Origin of the sequence: Paenibacillus sp. FSL E2-0190, assembly GCF_037992965.1 — a bacterium.
Classification (GTDB): Bacteria; Bacillota; Bacilli; order Paenibacillales; family Paenibacillaceae; genus Paenibacillus_AQ; species Paenibacillus_AQ odorifer.
The window spans coordinates 3189606-3208789 of sequence record NZ_CP150306.1 but is presented as its reverse complement, the minus strand read 5'-3'; the positions used below and the strand labels follow the sequence as shown (position 1 = coordinate 3208789).

The following is a 19184-nucleotide window of genomic DNA, read 5'->3' as shown; positions in this document are numbered from 1 at the left end:
CCTCCATACCCCTTCAATTATACCGATATTTTCTTACGCAATAGATATAAGCTGTACCAAAGCGAACCTCCAGCAATAATCACTATTAATCCGAGACAAGCACCTATGATTTCTCCGGGATAGAAGTAGCTATCATATCTGCTATAACCCATAAGATAGGGTATTGAGGCTAATCCAGCTAGAACCGCTAAGTATAATAAGATAAAGCCGATCCCTTTCAGTCTGTAGCTCCGCTCCATTAGAATCGCTGTGAACAAGACGATCAAACCCGTAATGCCCAGTCCATAATATAGAACAAACTCAGAAAAGTAGGGCGGAACCAGAACTTTAAGCACAGTAGGATACTTCAAATAATCAAATACCGAGATGTTCCGATATAGTTCAGCAGGAAGAATCCACTGTGCTATCAAACGCTCCAGTGGCACAAGGACAATTTGCAGGGCAACAAGTCCAAATGCGAATAGCAAGATCGTAACCAGCTTGGCAAAATACAAATTCGCCCGATTGGATGGCAAGGTGAGCAGGCGATATACTATCGTATTTTTACCTCTCCAGTCACGGTACCAGATGAAGCAGCTATATATTAGCAACACTGTTATGCTCAAAAATATGGGTCCGAAATATAGAAGTCCATTATAGTGAGCATACATCATACTGTTTAGCTGAATATATCCAGTCACATTGTGATATTGCTCAAGTGTCCATTGATTCACTCTCATTGCCTCATTCGCAGAATCCAGCCAATGATTTGCACCGATGGTGACTGCTGCAAGCTGCAAGGCAACTGTCAGCACCATGAGTCCAATATATATTTTGGCAAATCGGTTCATTTCAAAATTCAATAGCTTCACAAAAGCTCTCATTTCATGTACACCTCTCTCATTACGTCCGTAATGGACTTACCTTCCTGCTCGCGAACTTCTTCACAGTAGAATTCACGTTCTACCTTCCCATGCTGTAGCAAGACCGCTTTATCAATTAAATGCTCAATATCGTTAATTTCATGAGTTGTAATAATCACACCACGATCCTCGATCAATTCACTCGTGAACACATCAGTAATTTGCTCGCGGCTGAACATATCAATTCCCGAGAACGGCTCGTCCATTAGGATGTAATCACAATCCAAGGCAAGTCCCAGCAACAAATTCACCTTCGCAGCCATCCCTTTCGACAATGAGGATACGCGATCTGAAGAGCTCAGTCGGAAGAACTTAAGCATTTCCTTTGCACGTTCAGCGTTCCAATTCCGATAAAAGCCAGCCATAAAGCTCAAGCAATCAGCAATTCGCATATTAGAGGGCATCGTTAACGAATCTGGAATGAAAGTGATTTTCTCATACATCGCAGGTGTTAGTGATACATTATCGATTAAAACTTCCCCTTTGAATGGTGTCAGTCCCATGATGGACTTCAGCACTGTTGACTTCCCGGCACCATTGATTCCGATCAGGCAGGTAATCTCTCCCTTGGCAGCAGTGAAGCTAACGCCATTTAGTACCTTCTTGAATCCATAATTCTTTACCATCTGATTCACTTGGATCATCTTGTGTCACCACCCTCTGGAGATAACTTGCGCTCGGATGTATATTTTGTCTTTATGATCTCTACCAGTTCTTCAACTGGAATTTGAATATTCTGAATGGAGCTGATGAATATATCCACTGCACTTTCGATTAATTCAGCTCGAATCGAGTTTAGGATTTGCTGATCCTGTGTAATTCGGCTCGGGGAATTCCCTTCTGTTACGATCAAACCCTGTTCCTCCATTTCCTTATATGCCTTCTGCGCCGTGTTCGCATTAATCTTCATTACTGATGCCAGTTCACGCCGTGAAGGAATTTTGTCTCCCGCTCCGATTTGCCCTGTGGCGATCTGTTCCTTGAAATGACGCACAACTTGAATATATACCGGCTCACGAATATTAAAGCTGACGCCTGATTTCTGTTCTTCTGTCATACAACCAACTCCATATACTAAGTGTGTGTACTAAGTGGTTCATACATCTCATTTATGTACTATACGTGTAATACACTTTTGTGTCAATAGTTCAGATTTGAGCAAAAAAAAAACTGCCTCTCGGCAGCTCCTTTATTACTAAAACACCTTTTGATTAAAAACATGTTCTTTTCCACCTAAACCCAGTGTATCTGCTGTTGTAGTGTGAATTTTCTGCAGAAGCACGGGATTATCCATTAGTGACAAGCCATAAGAAGGAATCATTTCTTTTATTTTGGGTTCCCATTCTTGTATATATTGAGGGAAACATTTGTTAAGCACTTCAAGCATCACGTGAACAGCCGTAGAAGCTCCAGGGGAAGCCCCTAACAATGCGGCGACCGAACCATCAGCGGCACTAATAACCTCCGTACCAAATTGAAGTGTGCCTTTGCCAGCTTCTGTATCTTTGATAACTTGCACACGCTGACCAGCTACAACAAGATCCCAATCTTCAATTTTGGCATTGGGGATAAACTCTTTCAGTTCTTCCAGACGTTTTTCTTTCGATAACAGCACTTGTTCGATCAGGTATTTTGTTAATGACATATTTTTAGCACCTGCCGACAGCATTGTTATGAGGTTATCCGGTTTCACAGAAGTTATTAAATCAAACATTGAGCCCGTTTTTAAGAATTTAGGTGAGAAGCCGGCAAATGGTCCAAATAGCAGTGATTTTTTATTGTCGATAAATCTTGTGTCTAAGTGCGGTACGGACATTGGAGGGGCTCCAACTTTAGCTTTGCCGTATACTTTGGCATGATGCTGCGCAATAACTTCCGGATTATTACACACCATAAAAATACCACTTACTGGGAATCCACCGATATGTTTTCCTTCAGGAATACCGGATTTCTGCAGTAAGTGCAGGCTTCCTCCCCCGCCACCAATGAACACAAATTTCGCTGTATGTTGTTCAATGTTACCGCTGGCATTTCTGATTTTTAGATCCCATAAGCCAGCACTGTTGCGCTTCATACTATTGACACTATGTTTGTAGTGAAGATCGACGTTTTTACTCTTTAAATGCTCAAATAAGATACGCGTTAAAGCACCAAAGTTAACATCCGTTCCAGAGTCAATTTTTGTAGCCGCAATGGATTCGTTCGCAGGACGATTTTGTATAATAAGCGGAATCCATTCCATCAGTTTTTTAGAGTCAGCGGAAAATTCCATCCCTTGGAATAATGGATTTTTTGAGAGCGCTTCAAATCTTTTCTTTAAAAAAGCTATATCCTTCTCCCCTTGCACCAAACTCATATGAGGTAACGGCATAATAAAGTCCTGGGGAGTATGTATCAGCTTGCGATTTACTAGATAAGACCAAAACTGCATCGAAAGCTGAAACTGTTCATTAATCTGAATAGCTTTGCTAATATCTATAGATCCGTCTGGCTTTTCAACAGTATAATTAAGCTCACAGAGCGCCGCATGCCCGGTTCCTGCATTATTCCATTCATTAGAGCTTTCTTCCCCTGCTTTTTCAAGCTTTTCAAATACTTTAATTTTCCATTCCGGTACTAATTCCTTCAAAAGTGTTCCTAAAGTCGCACTCATGATTCCGGCACCAATTAAAATGACGTCTGTATCAGTTGCACTTTTGCCCATTATTACCATCCTTATCCCCTGAATTTTGCAGAAAGGATGTGGGCGCTCCTTCTTAGGCGTCACACCTTTTCTGTATCAATTATAACCTTATCATGGTGTATTACAATTATTTATAAATTTAATATCTACTATTATATGAAAAAAATAAAATATTTAAAAGCTTGTAAAAAAGATAGAAATAAGTCCTCAAGATTTATGGAACAAAAAAAGGCTGCATCATGCCCTGTTCTCATTGTAGACAATTCCGTTTTGATAGCCCAACCCCACTATTGTTTTTTGAATTTCCTGATCTACTTTTCTTTTAAAAGTTGCAAACTCTAATGTGGTTAAGCCGATTGGAAGCTCTTGTTCTATAAATGAATCAAAATCGATCGCCGTTTTGAAAATACGAAGCTTGTGCAGAAAAGGTAATTGCTCCATTCCCGTCAAATGAGCCAATGTTTTGCAATTCATAATCGTTAGCTCTTCCAGTGCCTTCATCTGCTGATCAAAGTTAATCTCACGTAGCTGGATTTGATCTTCAATCACAAGCTTTTTTAACGCACGAAAAACCGAAATATTACTCAGGTCATGAAAGCCACGGACTCTACAAATTTCCAGGCTCTCGATTTCATTTTCTTCGATGTCCTGAATATGTTCTCTGCCTCCAAGTAAAATACGTAGGTCTTTCAATTTCTTTAGCCGATTAATAAAATGTAAGGGTTTGTTGCTGATGGAGTGCAGCGCGAGATAGGTAAGATCCTCCAGATCTCCAATAGCATCAAGGTTTTTAACCTTACCTATTACATGCAACTGTTCTAAACGAGAGAATTCTTTTAGGTATTCCAGATTAAGCATCTTTTTCTCCGAGCTAATATTTAAAATACTTAGAGACCGTAACGTATCTATACTCAGAATTTCCGGATTTTCAAGCTCATATATCCCCACGCTCAGACTATACAGGTTATTCAGCTTAGCCAATACGTTCGTGTTATGTGCCTGGTGAAGACAATTCAGCAGCAGCATTTTAACATTTGGAATCTGCAGGAGTGTCTCACAATCAAAGGATACAGAATAGTGGCCATAAAAACGCACTCCAAAATTTTCATCAAAACGCGCGCAAAGCTCATTTACTTCATCCAGAATCGAACCATAGGTCGATGGATCAGAGAACTGGACAATAACTTGGTTGCCGCTGTACAAGTCTTGCTGAATCTGAACTGGATCTAGTGAAATAGGATCATTGATCAGAATCCTTCTTTTCCATGTAACACTCATTTCTAATCCCTCCTACTTGCCGTTAATCATCAGTGTATATTTATTGTAAATCTACGAATTACTTACCCAAGAACATAATTACATAAATCAACCCCATGGACAAGCTACCAAGGAAGGTTACAGGTTATTTAGAGTTTCGTTGATTTAGGAGGATTGAGTACAAGTGTTTTACATTAAAATACAATAAGCTGTATCATTCGTAGATTACTCTACTTTTGATACAGCTTATTTATTATTTATTCAGCCTTCTGCGATGAACTATAAATCCCCGCCACCAACTCCAGCGCTTTTATCCCTTCAGCACCATCCAACCAAAACTTTTGACCCCTGGCGACATGTTCATAGAAGTCCTCAATCAGTCTCTTATGCCCGGTGCCCCAATAGGATTTACCTTCCGTGGCACTGAAACTAGGCTCGCACAGCAAGGTTTCCTTTCCATCCTTCCAAAGATACAAATGATCTCTGCGGAGGTTGATAGTACCCTTTTCAAAAACTAGCTCCAGCTCCACTGGAGAATTCTCCAGATAGGTATTTGTACCATAAAAAAGCCCTCTGACATTACTAGTGAAATCGATGCAGGCATGGGCGGTATCTTCTACCTCTATGACCCCATTTAGCACATCCGTGGTAATACTCCCTTTCACCGATGCCACCTCTCCACCAAACCACTGAAGTAAATCCAGTGTGTGAATGGTTTGGTTAATTAGCAGACCTCCACCTTCCGTAGACCAGCGTCCTCTCCAGTTACTATCACTATAATAACTTTCGCTACGGTGCCAGGTTACGATTCCTTTCATACAGAGCAGCTTCCCATATATTCCTGAGTCAATCACCTGCTTAATATACATGGAGGCATCATTATAACGGTTCTGAAACACCACACCAAGCTGACCTGTGCTTTGCTGTGCGGCTTCAAGTATTCGTCTGGCTGAAGGAAGATCTGCCGCCATAGGCTTTTCGGTAAGGACATGTTTTCCTGCTTGTAACAACTCCGTAGCCATCTCTGCATGTAAATAATGAGGCGTACAGAGATGTACAACATGAATACGGTCATCCTTTAAAATTTCTCTATAATCATTAGTGGCTTGGCAGTCATATTCATTAGACGTCTGCAATGCTTTATCAGCATCAATATCTGCAACCACAAGTAGTCTCACACCATCGATGCCTGTTAATGTTTTTGCATGAAGAGGGAAAATGGCTCCGCATCCAATAATGGCTGCTCCAAGTTCTTTCATCTATATTACCCTCCGTTCATCATTCCATCGTTATCTGAGTATTGCTGGGGTTAGATTGATCGCTTGCTCTTGAGCCTTCAGACATAGCTCGGCAGCTTTGAACACATGGGTCTGTGTCATCGCCAGCTCTGTCCGATTCAGACAGTCAAGGATTAGCTCACCAAAGAAAGGAAAACCAACCTTCCCTGCTACATGCTCATAATGTTCCCCTTCCCCATTGACCCAGTACACATGATCCGATGTATTTGAACGACTTATATCAGTATATTTACGCAGTTCAATGTATCCTTCAGTCCCCATAATCATCGTGCGCCCGTCTCCCCAAGTGCCCAGCCCATCAGGGGTAAACCAATCCACGCGAAAATATTGTGTTGCCCCATTGTCCCCTACAAGAGTAGCATCACCAAAATCCTCTAATTCGGGATAAGTCGGATGATTGTAATTGGCCACTTTACTATGAATAACCGAAGCATCCTGACAATCGGCATAATACAAAAATTGTTCTATTTGATGACTGCCTATGTCACATAGAATCCCACCATATTTCTCCCTTTGGAAAAACCATTCCGGCCGGTTAGGAGCATTTAGACGATGTGGCCCTAATCCAATGACTTGCAGGACACGGCCAATAGCACCTTGTTGAATCAGCTGCCCTGCATAGATAGCGCTTTCAACGTGAAGACGTTCACTATAGTAGACCATATATTTCTTATTGGTTGCAGCTGCCATTGCTCTAGCGGATTCAAGCTGTTCCAGGGTCGTAAAGGGGGCTTTATCCGTAAAATAGTCCTTACCGTGAGCCATTACTCTATTGCCTAAAGGTCCTCGTTCAGATGGAATTGCGGCCGCTGCAATTAATTGTACTTCGGGATCTTCCAGAACTTCTTCCATTGATCCGGCAGCTTTGACACCGGGATATTTACTAATAAAATTTCTGACCTTTTCCTCGTCCGGATCATATACCCATTTCAGCTCTGCCCCTGCCTCAACCAGTCCGTTACACATCCCGTAAATATGACCGTGATCTAGGGCAATAGCGGCAATGATGAATTCCCCCGCCTTCACTACGGGTTTGGATTCATACGTTGGTGCATAGGTCATCCCATTTTTTCGATTCATAGAAACCCTCCTTCTATTAGTATTACTCCATTCTATAAGGTATTAAGAAGATACCGCAGACTGATCTCCAAGCTTTCAAAAGGATCACGGCGGCAAACATCCTGCTCCACTACGAACCATTCAACACCCGTTTCGCGACAGACATTGATAATTTCTTTATAGTTCATATTCCCTTCACCGATTTCAGCAAAGATCTGTTTTCTATTAACAATCGCCATATCTTTTAAATGCACTACCTGCATTCGACCTGCAACTTTGCGTATCCATTCGGCTGGACTCCCTCCGCCCGCTTGAACCCAATATAAATCCAGCTCAAAACCAACGGCAGGATCAGACTCAGTGAGCAGAATTTCCATGCCAGTCAATCCATCAAACCGTTCAAATTCAAAATCGTGATTATGATAAACAAATTGCAGATCATGTTGTTCTTTTAGTGTAACTGCAATGCCTGACATCAGCTTGGCGAATTCACGGTAACCTTCTTGCCCCGTACGGAATTTTTCCGGTAAACTTCCTAGTCCAATATTTTTGCAGTTCCACAGCTTATGTTCAGCGGCTAAAGCATCTAAATCGTTCACTAGCCGATCCCAAGACACATGGGTTGCACATATTGCCAGTCCTGCTTCATCTGCATACTCTTTTACGAGCTTCGGATCGATTGGCCCGATGCCTGAAATCTGAATAGCTTCATAACCCATAGCAGAGACCTTTTGAAAAGTGGATCTTAAATCCTCCGCAGTTTTAGTAAAATCACGTAATGTGTACATTTGAGCAGCAATGGTTGAACGATTCATAGGATCTTTCCTCTCTGATTAAAATTTAATGAGTTCCCTTAACATCAAAGGTTTGGGCGGCTGTGGTTTCTTTGTTGAAGTTAGAATTCTCCACCTTTTCCATGAGCTTCTCATAAAATAAATCTTCATCAATCGGTAACTCCACCCAATCGTCGGTCCAAGCCGATAAATACATCCCATTAGATAGCGTTAGACCGTGAATGCCTTCCTCACCCGGAGCTAACAATTTCTCATCGTGTAGAATGGCATTCGTAAAGTTCCGCAAAATTCCTTTATGCTGTTCCCCGCCACCCTCTTCTACAGGAATCTCACATTTCCAACATTCTGGACTGCCGAATCCTCCCGTAAACTCTGCATTGAATTGCGGCTCCGGCGTGCGTAGACGCCAAAAGGTTAATTTCCCGTCTTCCACTACGATTTTTCCATGATCACCAGTAATTTCGAAACGGTTAGTTCCCGGTGCTTCACCTGTTGTGGTGATAAAAAGCCCTGTCGCACCATTTTCATATTCCACATAAGCGGTTACATCGTCTTCAACCTCAATATTGCGGTATTTACCAAAATGACAAAATGCTCTGATCCGCTTAGGCATCATACCTGTCGTCCACTGCCATAAATCTAGTTGATGAGGATCTTGATTCAGCAACACCCCACCACCTTCGCCTGCCCATGTAGCCCGCCAACCACCGGAGTTATAGTAACTTTGTGATCTGTACCAGTTGGTGATAATCCAATTTGTGCGGCGGATTTCGCCTAGTTCACCAGACTGAATGAGATCCCTAAGCTTTTGATACAAAGGATTCGTCCGCTGGTTATACATGATTCCGAATTTGCGATCAGACTTTGCTGCAGCTTCGTTCATCAGCTTAACAGCTTTGGTATAGACCCCAGCCGGTTTCTCAACCAATACATGATAGCCATATTGAAAAGCCTCGATAGCTAAAGTTGGATGATCATAATGTGGAGTACAGATTAATACTGCATCTATGAGATGAGACTCATATAACTCTTGGGGTGTTGCAAATTTCTGTACACTTTCCGGTAAATGCTCTTCTGCCCATTTCAAACGTTCTTCCCTTACATCACATACAGCTGCAAGCTCAGCATCTTTAATATGATTCAACAGACTTTGTGCATGTGCACTCCCCATATTCCCAATTCCAATAATGCCATACCGTACTTTATTCAATCAGATCACTTCCCTATTTGAGGTTATGTTATGAGAATATACTTAATTAATAGACATGAACATGAGCGAAACTAAGCATTATTTGCATAATAATAAGATGATTTAGTTAAATTAATTCGTTATAATAAGGATAATCAAGTCATAGAGGAGCTAGATGATGAATAATCCAGGTAACCTTACCGGCAGATTCCTCCAGAATCTTACCGTAAAAGTGACCCATGCCCAACTTAGAAGCGGATATAGCGGGTGGAATCGTACGTTGGAAACTCCAACCTTTAATCGGCTGTATTTTATTGACCGCGGTGAGGGAAAAGTTATCATTAACGGTGTTACTTATTATCCGAGAGCAGGTCAGCTAATGATCATGCCCGCAGGAAGCACTCAAACTACAGAGACGTCAATGAATGATCCCTATACACGCTATTTCTGCCATTTTGATGCTGATATTGGGGAGTGGCCCTTATTCCATTCGGCAAACAAACTGTTTATCTGTGATGCGCCCAACCCAGATTCCGTACGGGTTATTTTCACAGAAATGATCGAACAGTTTCAAAAAGATGATGTATTGTCCATTCTGCGTACTCAGGCGAACGTCCTCAATCTAATTGCTACTTGTCTTGAATCGAACGAGAATATCAAAACAGACTTTATGCAAGAATTTATACATACGGGGGATCAAGGAAAGCTCGCCTATGTGCTTCAATATATTGATGAGCGGCTGGATAAACCCATAGAAATAGAAGAGTTAGCAGAAATTGTCCACTTACATCCGAACTATTTCATCCCCTACTTCAAGAAATTTATAGGGGTTCCCCCCATGCATTATGTACAATTGAAAAGAATGGAGCATGCTAAAAGACAGCTTTCTTATAGCAATTTCAGCATTTCAGATATCGCGGAGCAAGTCAGTATGGAATTAGCCCATTTCTCTAAATATTTCAAAAAGACAATAGGAATCTCCCCTTCTGCCTATCGTAACAGCACTAAGTAAATTTATTAGGGAATGTCTTAATCTATGTGATGAACTATAATAAAAAGGCTCTAACCTTCAATTTTGAGGTGGTGAACGATATTCTTATCAGAACAGCATCTATAAGCGACATTCAAGAGATAGCAAGACTCTCAAGCCAGCTTGGATATCCTTTGAATATCGAACAATTAGGAGAAAGACTACAAGAAATCGGAACACACAAAGATCATACTGTATATGTAGCTGAATCAGATCACCAATTGGTAGGATGGATACATGCGACCGTTCGAATCTTACTTGAATCTCCTTCATTTATTGAAATAGGAGGTCTTGTTGTTGATCAGACTTGCCGCGGAGAAGGAATTGGCAGACAGCTTGTAGAAACCTGTGAACGATGGGCAATCCAAACAGGGTTTAGCAAAATTAGAGTACGTACCAATCAAACCAGAGAAGATGCTGTACAGTTCTATAATCATATAGGATTTTCGCCAAAAAAATCACAGCACGTACTTGATAAGGAACTCTAATCACACTCAGGACTTTTAGGGAGGTTCAATGGTTATGCTAGAATTAACTTTGCATCCAGCATTAGAAGGAAAAATCGCTGTGATTACCGGAGGAGCCGGTGTATTATGCCGGGTTATGGCGCTAGAGTTAGGTCGGCAAGGAGCTAAAGTCGCGATTCTAAATCGTACCGCAGCTAAGGGAGATTTGGTTGCCGCTGAAATTACAGCCGCAGGCGGTCAAGCGATTTCACTTTCCTGTGATGTTACAGATCAACAGAGTGTTATGAGAGCCGCAGAAGCTGTTAAGAATCACTGGGGTCCTTGCGATCTATTAATTAACGGAGCTGGCGGAAATGATTCCTCAGCAAATACGACCCAAGAGATTTTCAAAAATGATGACCTGGAGAACCCGAACATATTCACTTTTTTTGACCTTAGTGTAGATGGATTTCGCAATGTGATGGACCTAAATCTAATTGGAACATTGATCCCAACCCAAGTTTTTGCCAAGCAGATGCTCGGCAGAACGGGCACATCTGTTATTAATATTTCATCCATGAGTGCACCTTCTCCAATGACCAAAGTACCTGCCTACAGCGCTGCCAAAGCAGGAATTAATAATCTCACCCAGTGGCTCTCCGTTCATTTCGCTGAGTCTGGTATACGTGTGAATGCCATTGCCCCTGGCTTTTTCCTTACTAAACAAAATGAGAAGCTGTTGGTTCGTGAAGATGGCGAGCTTACAGACCGTTCCCAAAAAATCATCTCTCATACTCCAATGCGCCGCTTTGGACAGCCGGAGGATCTGCTTGGCACACTACTCTGGTTAGCAGATGAAGCAATGTCAAGCTTTGTGACCGGAGTTACCGTCCCCGTTGACGGTGGATTCTTGGCTTATTCAGGAGTATAGACTAATCTAATGAGGGATTACAATGATTGTAGATCCATTACGCGTATTCGTTACTGTAGCTGAACTGAGTCATTTTTCCAAAGCAGGAGAAGCGCTGAATTTATCTCAACCCGGTGTCAGTCTGCATATCCGGAATCTTGAGAATGAGCTCGGTGCTAAACTCCTGCATCGTTCTTCTAAACAGGTTAGATTAACAGAAGCCGGCAGTATTCTTTATAAACACGCCAAACAAATATTGGCTCATTTCGATGAAGCAAGTCAGGAAATCCATATGCTTCAGGACGAAGTCACTGGGAGTATACATATCGGCGCTAGTTTTACTATAGGTGAATATATTTTGCCGGCAAGACTTGCTGATTTTGCCAATCAATATCCGCAGGTCAAGCTGCAAGTGACGATAGGCAATACTGAGGAGATTATTGGAGGCGTTAAATCCAACGAACTGGACATAGGGTTTATTGAAGGTGAGGTCCATGAGAATGATCTGAATGTCACTCCTTATATGAAAGACGAGATGATTATGGTCGCTCCTGCTACCCACCCTCTGTCAAAAGCGATTTCTGTGGAGCAGAGCATGTTGCAGGATCAGGTTTGGGTGCTTCGGGAGCACGGCTCGGGTACACGAGCTTTCAGTGATCATTTCCTACAGGAGGAAGATATATCTGTTAAAAGATCCTATGTCTTCAACAGCTCTCAAGGTGTTAAAGAAGCTGTAGCCTCTGGCCTCGGAATCGCCATGCTCTCCAGATGGATTGTACGGAAGGAACTAGAAAGCGGTGAGATCAAAGAGCTGCCAATCAGACAACATCATCTGGAAAGGCAATTCTCAATCATCCGACATCAAGAATGTTCTTCTTCCTTAGCTACCGATGTCTTTATAAAAAAGCTACTTGTCTTTAGAAAAGACAAGTAGCTTTTTTTCTTCCACACTATGAAATTATACTTGATGTTCAACCAAATGCCCGTCTTCCAGATGCAGAACGCGGTCACACCATTCGAGCATCCGTTCATCATGAGTGACCATTACCGCTGCTTTACCTTCACTCTTCACCTCATCAGCGATCATGTGTACAACTTCTCTTCCGCGTTTGAAGTCCAGACTGGCTGTCGGTTCATCTGCAAAAAGAATCGCTGGTTTATTCATCCATGCTCTAGCGATAGCTACACGCTGCTTCTCCCCACCGGAGAGCTGTTCCGGATAATGATTACGCCGTTTCCAGATATCCAGCCGCTTCATCAAATCAGCAGCCCGTTCCTTCGCTTCCTTAGCACTCATTTTCGCCTGCTTGGCTACAAAAAGGAGTTGCTCCTCCACCTTCAAATAAGGCAACAACTGAGCGCTTTGGAACATAAAACCTATCTTCTCTAAACGGAGCTCCGTCAGCTCACTTTTACTTTTATCTGTAAGTGATTCCCCATCTATAAAAATTTCACCACTAGTAGGTGTTAGAAGTGCACCAGCCGCTGAAAGGAATGTACTTTTCCCTGTTCCCGAAGGTCCAAGGACAGCAACGAATTCCCCTTCATTAACGATCAGATTCAAATTGTTCAGCACAGACACCGTTGTATCGCCATCACCGTAGTTTTTGGTTACTTGCTTCATGATTAGTTTTGCACTCATGCTCCAGCCCTCCCAATAGCTTCTAATGCATCTACTTTTGCCACTTTAGCGACAGAAATTAGTGATCCTAAAAGAGACATCCCAACGAATAAACAGCTGGTTAAAAGAATGGTGGAAGGCTCCAGTTGGAATGGCATCGAATCAGGCAGAACCTTATTCATCCCAAAGGTAAGCAGTAAGCTAATGCAAAGACTTGAAATAGCTAAAATCATAACCTGCCCTACCACACTCCAAGCCAAGTAAGACATTTTGGTACCCATCGCCTTCAGAATACCAAACTGACTAGTTTTCTGAATCGTAATGACATAGAAGAATACTGCCAGAACAAACGCTGCGATCACAAACAGGAAAACAATCATCATTAGCAGTGAACCCTGCTCTGCCGAGTAGCCCGGAATATTGGAAATAGCTACTTTTTGCGTAATGACCTCTACATCTTTTACATTCGTTGAAATCTTATTTACTTGATCAGCATTCGCATTAAGGGCAATCACATTAAACGGTACCGACGAAGAGGTTTCTTCTCCTTGGTTAACCCCCTGCTTCATAGCTTGCCAATCCTGATTGTTGATATAAACTACTGGGGTATGGCTGTAAGAGCTATCCTCAACAAAACCTGCGACAGTAAATTCCATCCCGGTTGCCTGATCACGAATGATACTGCCAAGTTTGATTCCTGACTGTTCCAGGTCACGATCAACAAGGACTTTACCGTTTGTCTCGTTTGTAATCTTGTCACCTTCAACTACTTTAGGAGCTAATAACCCATTCATATCTACTGCAAAAAAAGTAATATCTGCTTTTACGTCTGCCTCGTTAGCAGTGACAGTGCTCATCTGCATTGCAAGTGAAGATGCATTATTGTCTCCAACTACTGCACGTACATTCTGGAGCTCCGTATCTGTTAACTGAGAACGTCTAAAGGTCTGATCCGCATCACCTTGCACTACAAAATAATTCGCCGGCATGTTCTCTACTGCAGAGATATTTGCATAAGCTAATCCTCTGGCTAGTCCCGTGACGAAAAGTACAAGAAAGGAAACCAATAACATGATAACCATAATTAATAGGTATCTGGCTTTAGAATGTCGCATTTCCCTTAAGGCTAAAAACATATTACCACTCCTTCTAATCTGTATAGTCACAGTTTAGAAGATGAAAATGAACGGAGTATGAATAATGAATTACAAAAGCGGAAGTGTAACTGTAAAGGTAGTCCCTTCACCCAAAGTACTGGTTACTTCAATGGTTCCGTTATGCGCTTCTACGATTTTTTGAGAAATCGCAAGTCCAAGTCCGCTGCTATGTGTTTCATGCGTACGTGCTCGATCTACTTTATAGAAACGATCAAAGATTAACGGCAACTCCTCAGCTGAAATGCCTTCACCCGTATCAGACACAGAAACAATACAGTTCTGTTCCACAAGCTTCGCGGAAATCATAATGGAACCTTCAGCAGGTGTGTATTTTATGGCGTTGGAGAGCAGGTTCATCCATACCTGGAACAATAGATTTGGATCACCTAGAACGCTGATGTCTGCAAGATTCAAACGCACGGCCAGTTGTTTCTCTGTTAATCTCCATTCCATGATTTGTACGACCTGTCTTAGTTGTGCACGTAAGTCTGTCGACTTTTTCTGTATGGAATTAGGATCATAATCAAGCGAAGACAAGGTAAGCAGCTGTTTGCTTAGCAATGAAAGACGATGGCTTTCTTGGTCAATGATATTGAGATACTGTAACCGTTCATCCTCAGGTAAGGTTGAATCTTGTAACGCTTGGGCAAATCCCTGAATTGATGTTAATGGCGACTCAATTTCATGTGATACATTAGCGACAAATTCCTGACGTGCCCGATTTGTTCGTTCCAGCTCCCGGCTCATAATCATAAAATGGGAAGCTAACTGACCAATCTCATCACGCCGCCACGTATTCAATTTGATATCGTATCTGCCTTTTGAGATCCGTTTAGTGGCCGTCGTCAAACGTGTAATAGGTCTAACTACATGCAGTACGCTAATCATTACAAAGCCTAAGCTAAACAACACGGTGAACCCAATGATCACAGCAAAAAAGACGCGCAGCTCACCGAATTGTACTTCAGCATCCGGACGCATAAACAAAGCATACGTCTCATTGTTTACTTTTACAGGAACACCAATTGAATTACGCAGTTGATTATCAAAAAATCCGGTAATAAATGCACTGTCCGGGAAATCCGCAACCCCATGATAAATTTGCCCATTCAGAACCTTCTCTAGTTGCTGCTCATCCAAATCTTCTTTTCTAAAGGGCTTCCCGTAGAATCTTGATTCCCCTTCAGCATCTGTTAAATAGATTTTATAACCCAGCTTGGCTATACTCCGCAAATAATCCTCCATTGTCTCCGGATGTGATTCTGCGAATTGTTGAACCTCGATAGCCATTCCGGTAAGTTTGGCATCGTTCTGAGATTTAATCTGGGCTTGATAGTAAATATTAGACACCAAAAATCCAAGAAGGCTACTCACCACAATTACTGAACAGAAGACAATACACATCCGGACATACAAGGATCTCATACGTTAACCATCTCCAATTTATAGCCAATGCCTCGAACGGTTCGGATCACAAAATCTTCCTGATAATCTACAAAGCGCTGACGCAAACGTTTGATATGTACATCGACTGTTCGCTCATCCCCTTCATAATCCATGCCCCATACCAGTTCAATTAACTCACTACGTGTATATAACCTGCCTGGATATTGTGCGAGTTGAGCCAGAAGCTCAAACTCTTTTACCGGTAGCAGCAGAACCTCATCACCATCGGTTATTTCATAATTTTTGCGGTCAATAACTAGAGAATTTAATCGAATCCGATCATCTGAAGCAATGGAATAGCGGCGAAATAACGCTTTGATCCGAAATAACAACTCTTCAGGCTCAAAAGGTTTCGTTAGATAATCATCCGTCCCCCGCAAATAACCTTGCTCTTTATCACTCAGCTGCTGACGTGCTGTCAATAAAATGATCGGAATATCATACGTTTCTCTAATATGCTGACATAGCTCTAACCCATCTACATGTGGCATCATTACATCTACGACCGCTAAATCCGCAATACTGTCCTGCAATTTATGTATCGCATCTCGGCCATCACTGGCCTCCATCACCTGATATCCTTCCCTTGTTAGTACATGTTTTAATAATGTTCGAATATTCACATCGTCATCTGCTACTAAAATCTTCTTCATCATTTACACTCCCTGAATAATGGATGAACTCATAGTAACAACTTTATAACGATAGAACAACTAAAGTCAGATCAAACAAAAGGCTTAATACTCTCTCTAAGTGTGGTAACCGGCCGCTCCATCAGTCTCTCCAGATCTTTTGATGTAGAAGCAGTATCTATCTTCGCTAGAAACGAATAAATCCAATGCTGAATACTTGAATCCTGGCGAAACGTAATTTTTTTCCCTGATAACTCTGATAATACATCAACTAATTCGTTGAAGTCCCAAACGTTTGGTGCAGCTAGTTCGTAGACTTGGTTCATATGTCCATTCGTTGTAAGAACCTTTGCCGTAGCTAAAGCGAGGTCCTCACGAGTGACTGAATTAAACTGCCAGTTCCCTGGATAAGTGGGTAGCTCACCGCTTTCCATCGCTTCCTTCAACCCAAGCACACCCACAAAATCTATATACAAAGCGTTACGTAGAAACGTATAATCTATCCCTGATTCAAGAATCATCTGCTCAGTTAGTAAATGAACATGATAAGAAGGAATCGGACCTTTGGGTGGAAAGGCAAATCCAGTATAAAGCAGATGCTTCACATTGGCCTTTTTTGCTGCATGAATGACCTGAGCATGCTGATATAATCTGATCTTATCATCGGTATGAGAGCTGGAGATTAAAAGTAACGTTGTGACCCCAGTAAAAGCTTCAATCAGCGTATCTAACTGGTCATAATCGCCAAAACGGACTTCGAACCCTTTTTCTAAAAAATTAACAGCTTTCTCTGGCTGACGAACACAAGCAATAACTTGACTAGCCGGAACGTACTTCTCAAGCTTCTCCATAATTAAGCTGCCTAATTGACCTGTGGCTCCTGTAACCATAATCGACATACATAACACCCTTTCTGTTATTCGAATGTACTCAGTTTTTGTAATAAAAAGATAAGTTGATGAAGCTCCTGATCATTCAGATTCTTCATTCTCTCTGCGACAGCCTGACGATTCTCTGGAAGATGCTCCAGAAGTAATTGCTGGCCTTCAGTCGTAATCGAAATGACGCTTTTTCTGCCATCCTTGGTATCATTCGAACGGGTTATTAATCCATCTCGCTCCAATGGTGTTAACAGCATGCTTATATTAGCTTTGGTAACTCCAATAATGTGAGCCAATGTAGAAGGTAGAATCGCTCCCTGTTTAGAGATCTCCACCAAGATACGAATTCTTGCTCCATTCAATCCTTTCGACTGCCAATATTTCTCAGAAACAGAAACTAAATTTGCAGTAGCTTCAACTAATGTAAAAAATGCTTTGGTATGCAATGGCTGATTCAGCACAAACTGTTGTAAATGATCCATTTTCTATAATTCAGCTCCAATATAGTTAAGTCCTTAACTAATTTTAAACATACTACACTCCCCATGCGTTGTCAAAAAAAGAAGCTGCCTCACCTGGCAGAATAAATCTGCTGATGAAACAGCCTCTACATATAAACTCACCCTAGATTAACACTGTTTTTGTGGAAACAGGCTCTTCACTGTATTTTTTAGAACCCTTCAGCATAACCTCCAGCTTAATGATCTCCGACCGGCTGGCTAAACGAATTGGGGGTCCCCATGTTCCATAACCTGACGACACTACTACATGCAAATTGTCCTTACGAAGATATCCCCAGTCCAGCTCGAACAAACGTTTAGTGATCCAGTGATTAGGAGCAATCTGTCCTCGGTGTGTATGACCCGAGAGTAGAACGTCTACCCCAGCTTGAGCGGCTACGTCGAAGCCGGTAGGCTGATGATCCATCATAATCACAGGACGTGTAAGATCAAGTCCTTCGAGCAAGGAGCTTACACTTTGTCTGCCACCGGCTTCCATCGCCTCGGCTGTCTTATCTTTTCGGCCTACAATATAGGTTCCTGCGACTTCTTCAACCTCATCTTGCAGGACCTTGATCCCAATACTACTCATCAAATCGGTATATTCCTTAATTGATCCACCATAATATTCGTGATTGCCCAGTACTGCGTAGACACCATAACGAGCTTTTAACTGTTTAATCTGTTCACTCATACTATTGCGGATAAAAGGTTCAATGCTGTCATCCAAGACATCTCCAGCCAGCAAAATCACATCGGGTTGCATCGCGTTCATTTGTGCCACCATTTTTTTGAGATGACGATTGCCCACGATATTCCCTAAGTGCAGGTCTGAAGCAACCGCGATCGTTAATGGCGTGCTGGTGCCAATAGATTTATCAATAGGAATGGAATGTGTGCGGATCACGGTACTCCAGGCGTTGATTGAACCCCAGACCAGAAAGACTGCCAGTAATATCAGAATTGTCCCGCCCGCTTCTGCGATGTAATAGGTACGATCGATTCCCGACCATCCCAGTATCACATATAATAGGTCTGCCAAAGGTAACATAATGATTGCAAATTCCATACACGCTAAATAATACGATCCAATCACTTTAAAGAATCTGGCGATCGGTTTAACCGATTTTGGCCATGGAATCATTCCAATGACATACGCAAAAGCGATGAGCATAAATAATGTCCAGAATACTGCTGACGAAACACCAGAAAACCATTCATGAATAAGTAACCAGCCGTGATAGCCAATGTAGAAATTAACAAGACCCAGAATGAGCAGCATAGCAAATCCTGAAGCTAACATTCGTAATGTTTTCATCGTTTCTCTCCCCTTTACCTAACTACTTCTCTACTTCTTATCTCAAATCATAACACAAACC

General features: G+C 41.9%; 20 protein-coding genes. 4 read left to right on the top strand and 16 right to left on the bottom strand.

The annotated features are described in order from the left end of the window. Nucleotides 1–17 precede the first annotated feature (17 nt). From NST25_RS14030 to NST25_RS13990, 9 genes are all read right to left on the bottom strand, one after another. Complete coding sequence (locus NST25_RS14030) at nucleotides 18–863, bottom strand: hypothetical protein (protein ID WP_340394233.1); 846 nt, start codon at nucleotides 861–863, stop codon at nucleotides 18–20. After that, a complete protein-coding gene (locus NST25_RS14025) occupies nucleotides 860–1546 on the bottom strand; it encodes an ABC transporter ATP-binding protein (RefSeq protein WP_076219689.1) in 687 nt (228 codons plus the stop codon). Before NST25_RS14025 ends, NST25_RS14030 begins: the two co-directional genes overlap by 4 nt. After that, a complete protein-coding gene (locus tag NST25_RS14020) occupies nucleotides 1543–1959 on the bottom strand; it encodes a GntR family transcriptional regulator (protein WP_076129346.1) in 417 nt (138 codons plus the stop codon). The genes NST25_RS14025 and NST25_RS14020 overlap by 4 nt, the downstream gene beginning before the upstream one ends. Nucleotides 1960–2097: 138 nt before the next feature. After that, on the bottom strand, nucleotides 2098–3606 hold the full coding sequence (locus NST25_RS14015) for a malate:quinone oxidoreductase (RefSeq protein ID WP_340394231.1): 1509 nt from the start codon (nucleotides 3604–3606) through the stop codon (nucleotides 2098–2100). Between the two features lie 216 nt (nucleotides 3607–3822). Then, nucleotides 3823–4863, bottom strand: coding sequence for a hypothetical protein (locus tag NST25_RS14010; RefSeq protein WP_076185905.1), 1041 nt, complete (start codon nucleotides 4861–4863; stop codon nucleotides 3823–3825). A 236-nt stretch (nucleotides 4864–5099) separates the two neighbouring features. Continuing rightward, nucleotides 5100–6101: a Gfo/Idh/MocA family oxidoreductase gene (locus tag NST25_RS14005; protein WP_340394230.1), complete on the bottom strand. Its 1002-nt coding sequence runs from the start codon at nucleotides 6099–6101 to the stop codon at nucleotides 5100–5102. A gap of 30 nt (nucleotides 6102–6131) precedes the next feature. Beyond that, complete coding sequence (locus NST25_RS14000; protein WP_340394228.1) at nucleotides 6132–7220, bottom strand: Gfo/Idh/MocA family oxidoreductase; 1089 nt, start codon at nucleotides 7218–7220, stop codon at nucleotides 6132–6134. A gap of 32 nt (nucleotides 7221–7252) precedes the next feature. Next, entirely contained in the window at nucleotides 7253–8014 is a 762-nt protein-coding gene (locus NST25_RS13995) for a sugar phosphate isomerase/epimerase (RefSeq protein ID WP_340394227.1), read from the bottom strand. Nucleotides 8015–8039: 25 nt separating this feature from the next. Continuing rightward, complete coding sequence (locus tag NST25_RS13990; RefSeq protein WP_340394226.1) at nucleotides 8040–9203, bottom strand: Gfo/Idh/MocA family oxidoreductase; 1164 nt, start codon at nucleotides 9201–9203, stop codon at nucleotides 8040–8042. A gap of 154 nt (nucleotides 9204–9357) precedes the next feature. On the opposite strand from NST25_RS13990, the gene NST25_RS13985 reads away from it, so the two are divergent. From NST25_RS13985 to NST25_RS13970, 4 genes are read left to right on the top strand one after another with little or no spacing between them, the layout of a single operon-like run. Beyond that, nucleotides 9358–10194, top strand: coding sequence for an AraC family transcriptional regulator (locus NST25_RS13985; RefSeq protein ID WP_305953559.1), 837 nt, complete (start codon nucleotides 9358–9360; stop codon nucleotides 10192–10194). Between the two features lie 29 nt (nucleotides 10195–10223). Beyond that, nucleotides 10224–10700, top strand: a complete 477-nt coding sequence (locus NST25_RS13980) for a GNAT family N-acetyltransferase (RefSeq protein WP_076186031.1) — start codon at nucleotides 10224–10226, stop codon at nucleotides 10698–10700. A gap of 34 nt (nucleotides 10701–10734) precedes the next feature. Then, a complete protein-coding gene (locus tag NST25_RS13975; protein WP_076185921.1) occupies nucleotides 10735–11589 on the top strand; it encodes an SDR family oxidoreductase in 855 nt (284 codons plus the stop codon). A 22-nt stretch (nucleotides 11590–11611) separates the two neighbouring features. Beyond that, on the top strand, nucleotides 11612–12502 hold the full coding sequence (locus tag NST25_RS13970; protein ID WP_036678189.1) for a LysR family transcriptional regulator: 891 nt from the start codon (nucleotides 11612–11614) through the stop codon (nucleotides 12500–12502). Between the two features lie 24 nt (nucleotides 12503–12526). Here the strand turns inward: NST25_RS13970 and NST25_RS13965 are convergent, their stop codons facing one another. The 7 genes from NST25_RS13965 to NST25_RS13935 all read right to left on the bottom strand — a co-directional run bounded on the left by NST25_RS13965 (nucleotide 12527) and on the right by NST25_RS13935 (nucleotide 19123). Then, complete coding sequence (locus NST25_RS13965; RefSeq protein ID WP_076185923.1) at nucleotides 12527–13210, bottom strand: ABC transporter ATP-binding protein; 684 nt, start codon at nucleotides 13208–13210, stop codon at nucleotides 12527–12529. After that, on the bottom strand, nucleotides 13207–14325 hold the full coding sequence (locus tag NST25_RS13960) for an ABC transporter permease (protein ID WP_076185926.1): 1119 nt from the start codon (nucleotides 14323–14325) through the stop codon (nucleotides 13207–13209). The genes NST25_RS13965 and NST25_RS13960 overlap by 4 nt, the downstream gene beginning before the upstream one ends. A gap of 69 nt (nucleotides 14326–14394) precedes the next feature. Further along, a complete protein-coding gene (locus NST25_RS13955) occupies nucleotides 14395–15771 on the bottom strand; it encodes a HAMP domain-containing sensor histidine kinase (RefSeq protein ID WP_076194281.1) in 1377 nt (458 codons plus the stop codon). After that, nucleotides 15768–16445 (bottom strand): response regulator transcription factor, encoded by a 678-nt coding sequence (locus NST25_RS13950; RefSeq protein WP_076129334.1) that lies wholly within the window; start codon nucleotides 16443–16445, stop codon nucleotides 15768–15770. Before NST25_RS13950 ends, NST25_RS13955 begins: the two co-directional genes overlap by 4 nt. A 71-nt stretch (nucleotides 16446–16516) precedes the next feature. Next, nucleotides 16517–17323, bottom strand: a complete 807-nt coding sequence (locus NST25_RS13945) for an NmrA family NAD(P)-binding protein (protein ID WP_076185932.1) — start codon at nucleotides 17321–17323, stop codon at nucleotides 16517–16519. 17 nt (nucleotides 17324–17340) lie between these two features. Then, nucleotides 17341–17787, bottom strand: a complete 447-nt coding sequence (locus tag NST25_RS13940; RefSeq protein WP_340394225.1) for a MarR family transcriptional regulator — start codon at nucleotides 17785–17787, stop codon at nucleotides 17341–17343. Between the two features lie 142 nt (nucleotides 17788–17929). Continuing rightward, the gene (locus NST25_RS13935; RefSeq protein ID WP_340394223.1) at nucleotides 17930–19123 is read right to left on the bottom strand and encodes a metallophosphoesterase; all 1194 of its coding nucleotides are present in this window, start codon (nucleotides 19121–19123) and stop codon (nucleotides 17930–17932) included. Nucleotides 19124–19184: the final 61 nt, after the last annotated feature.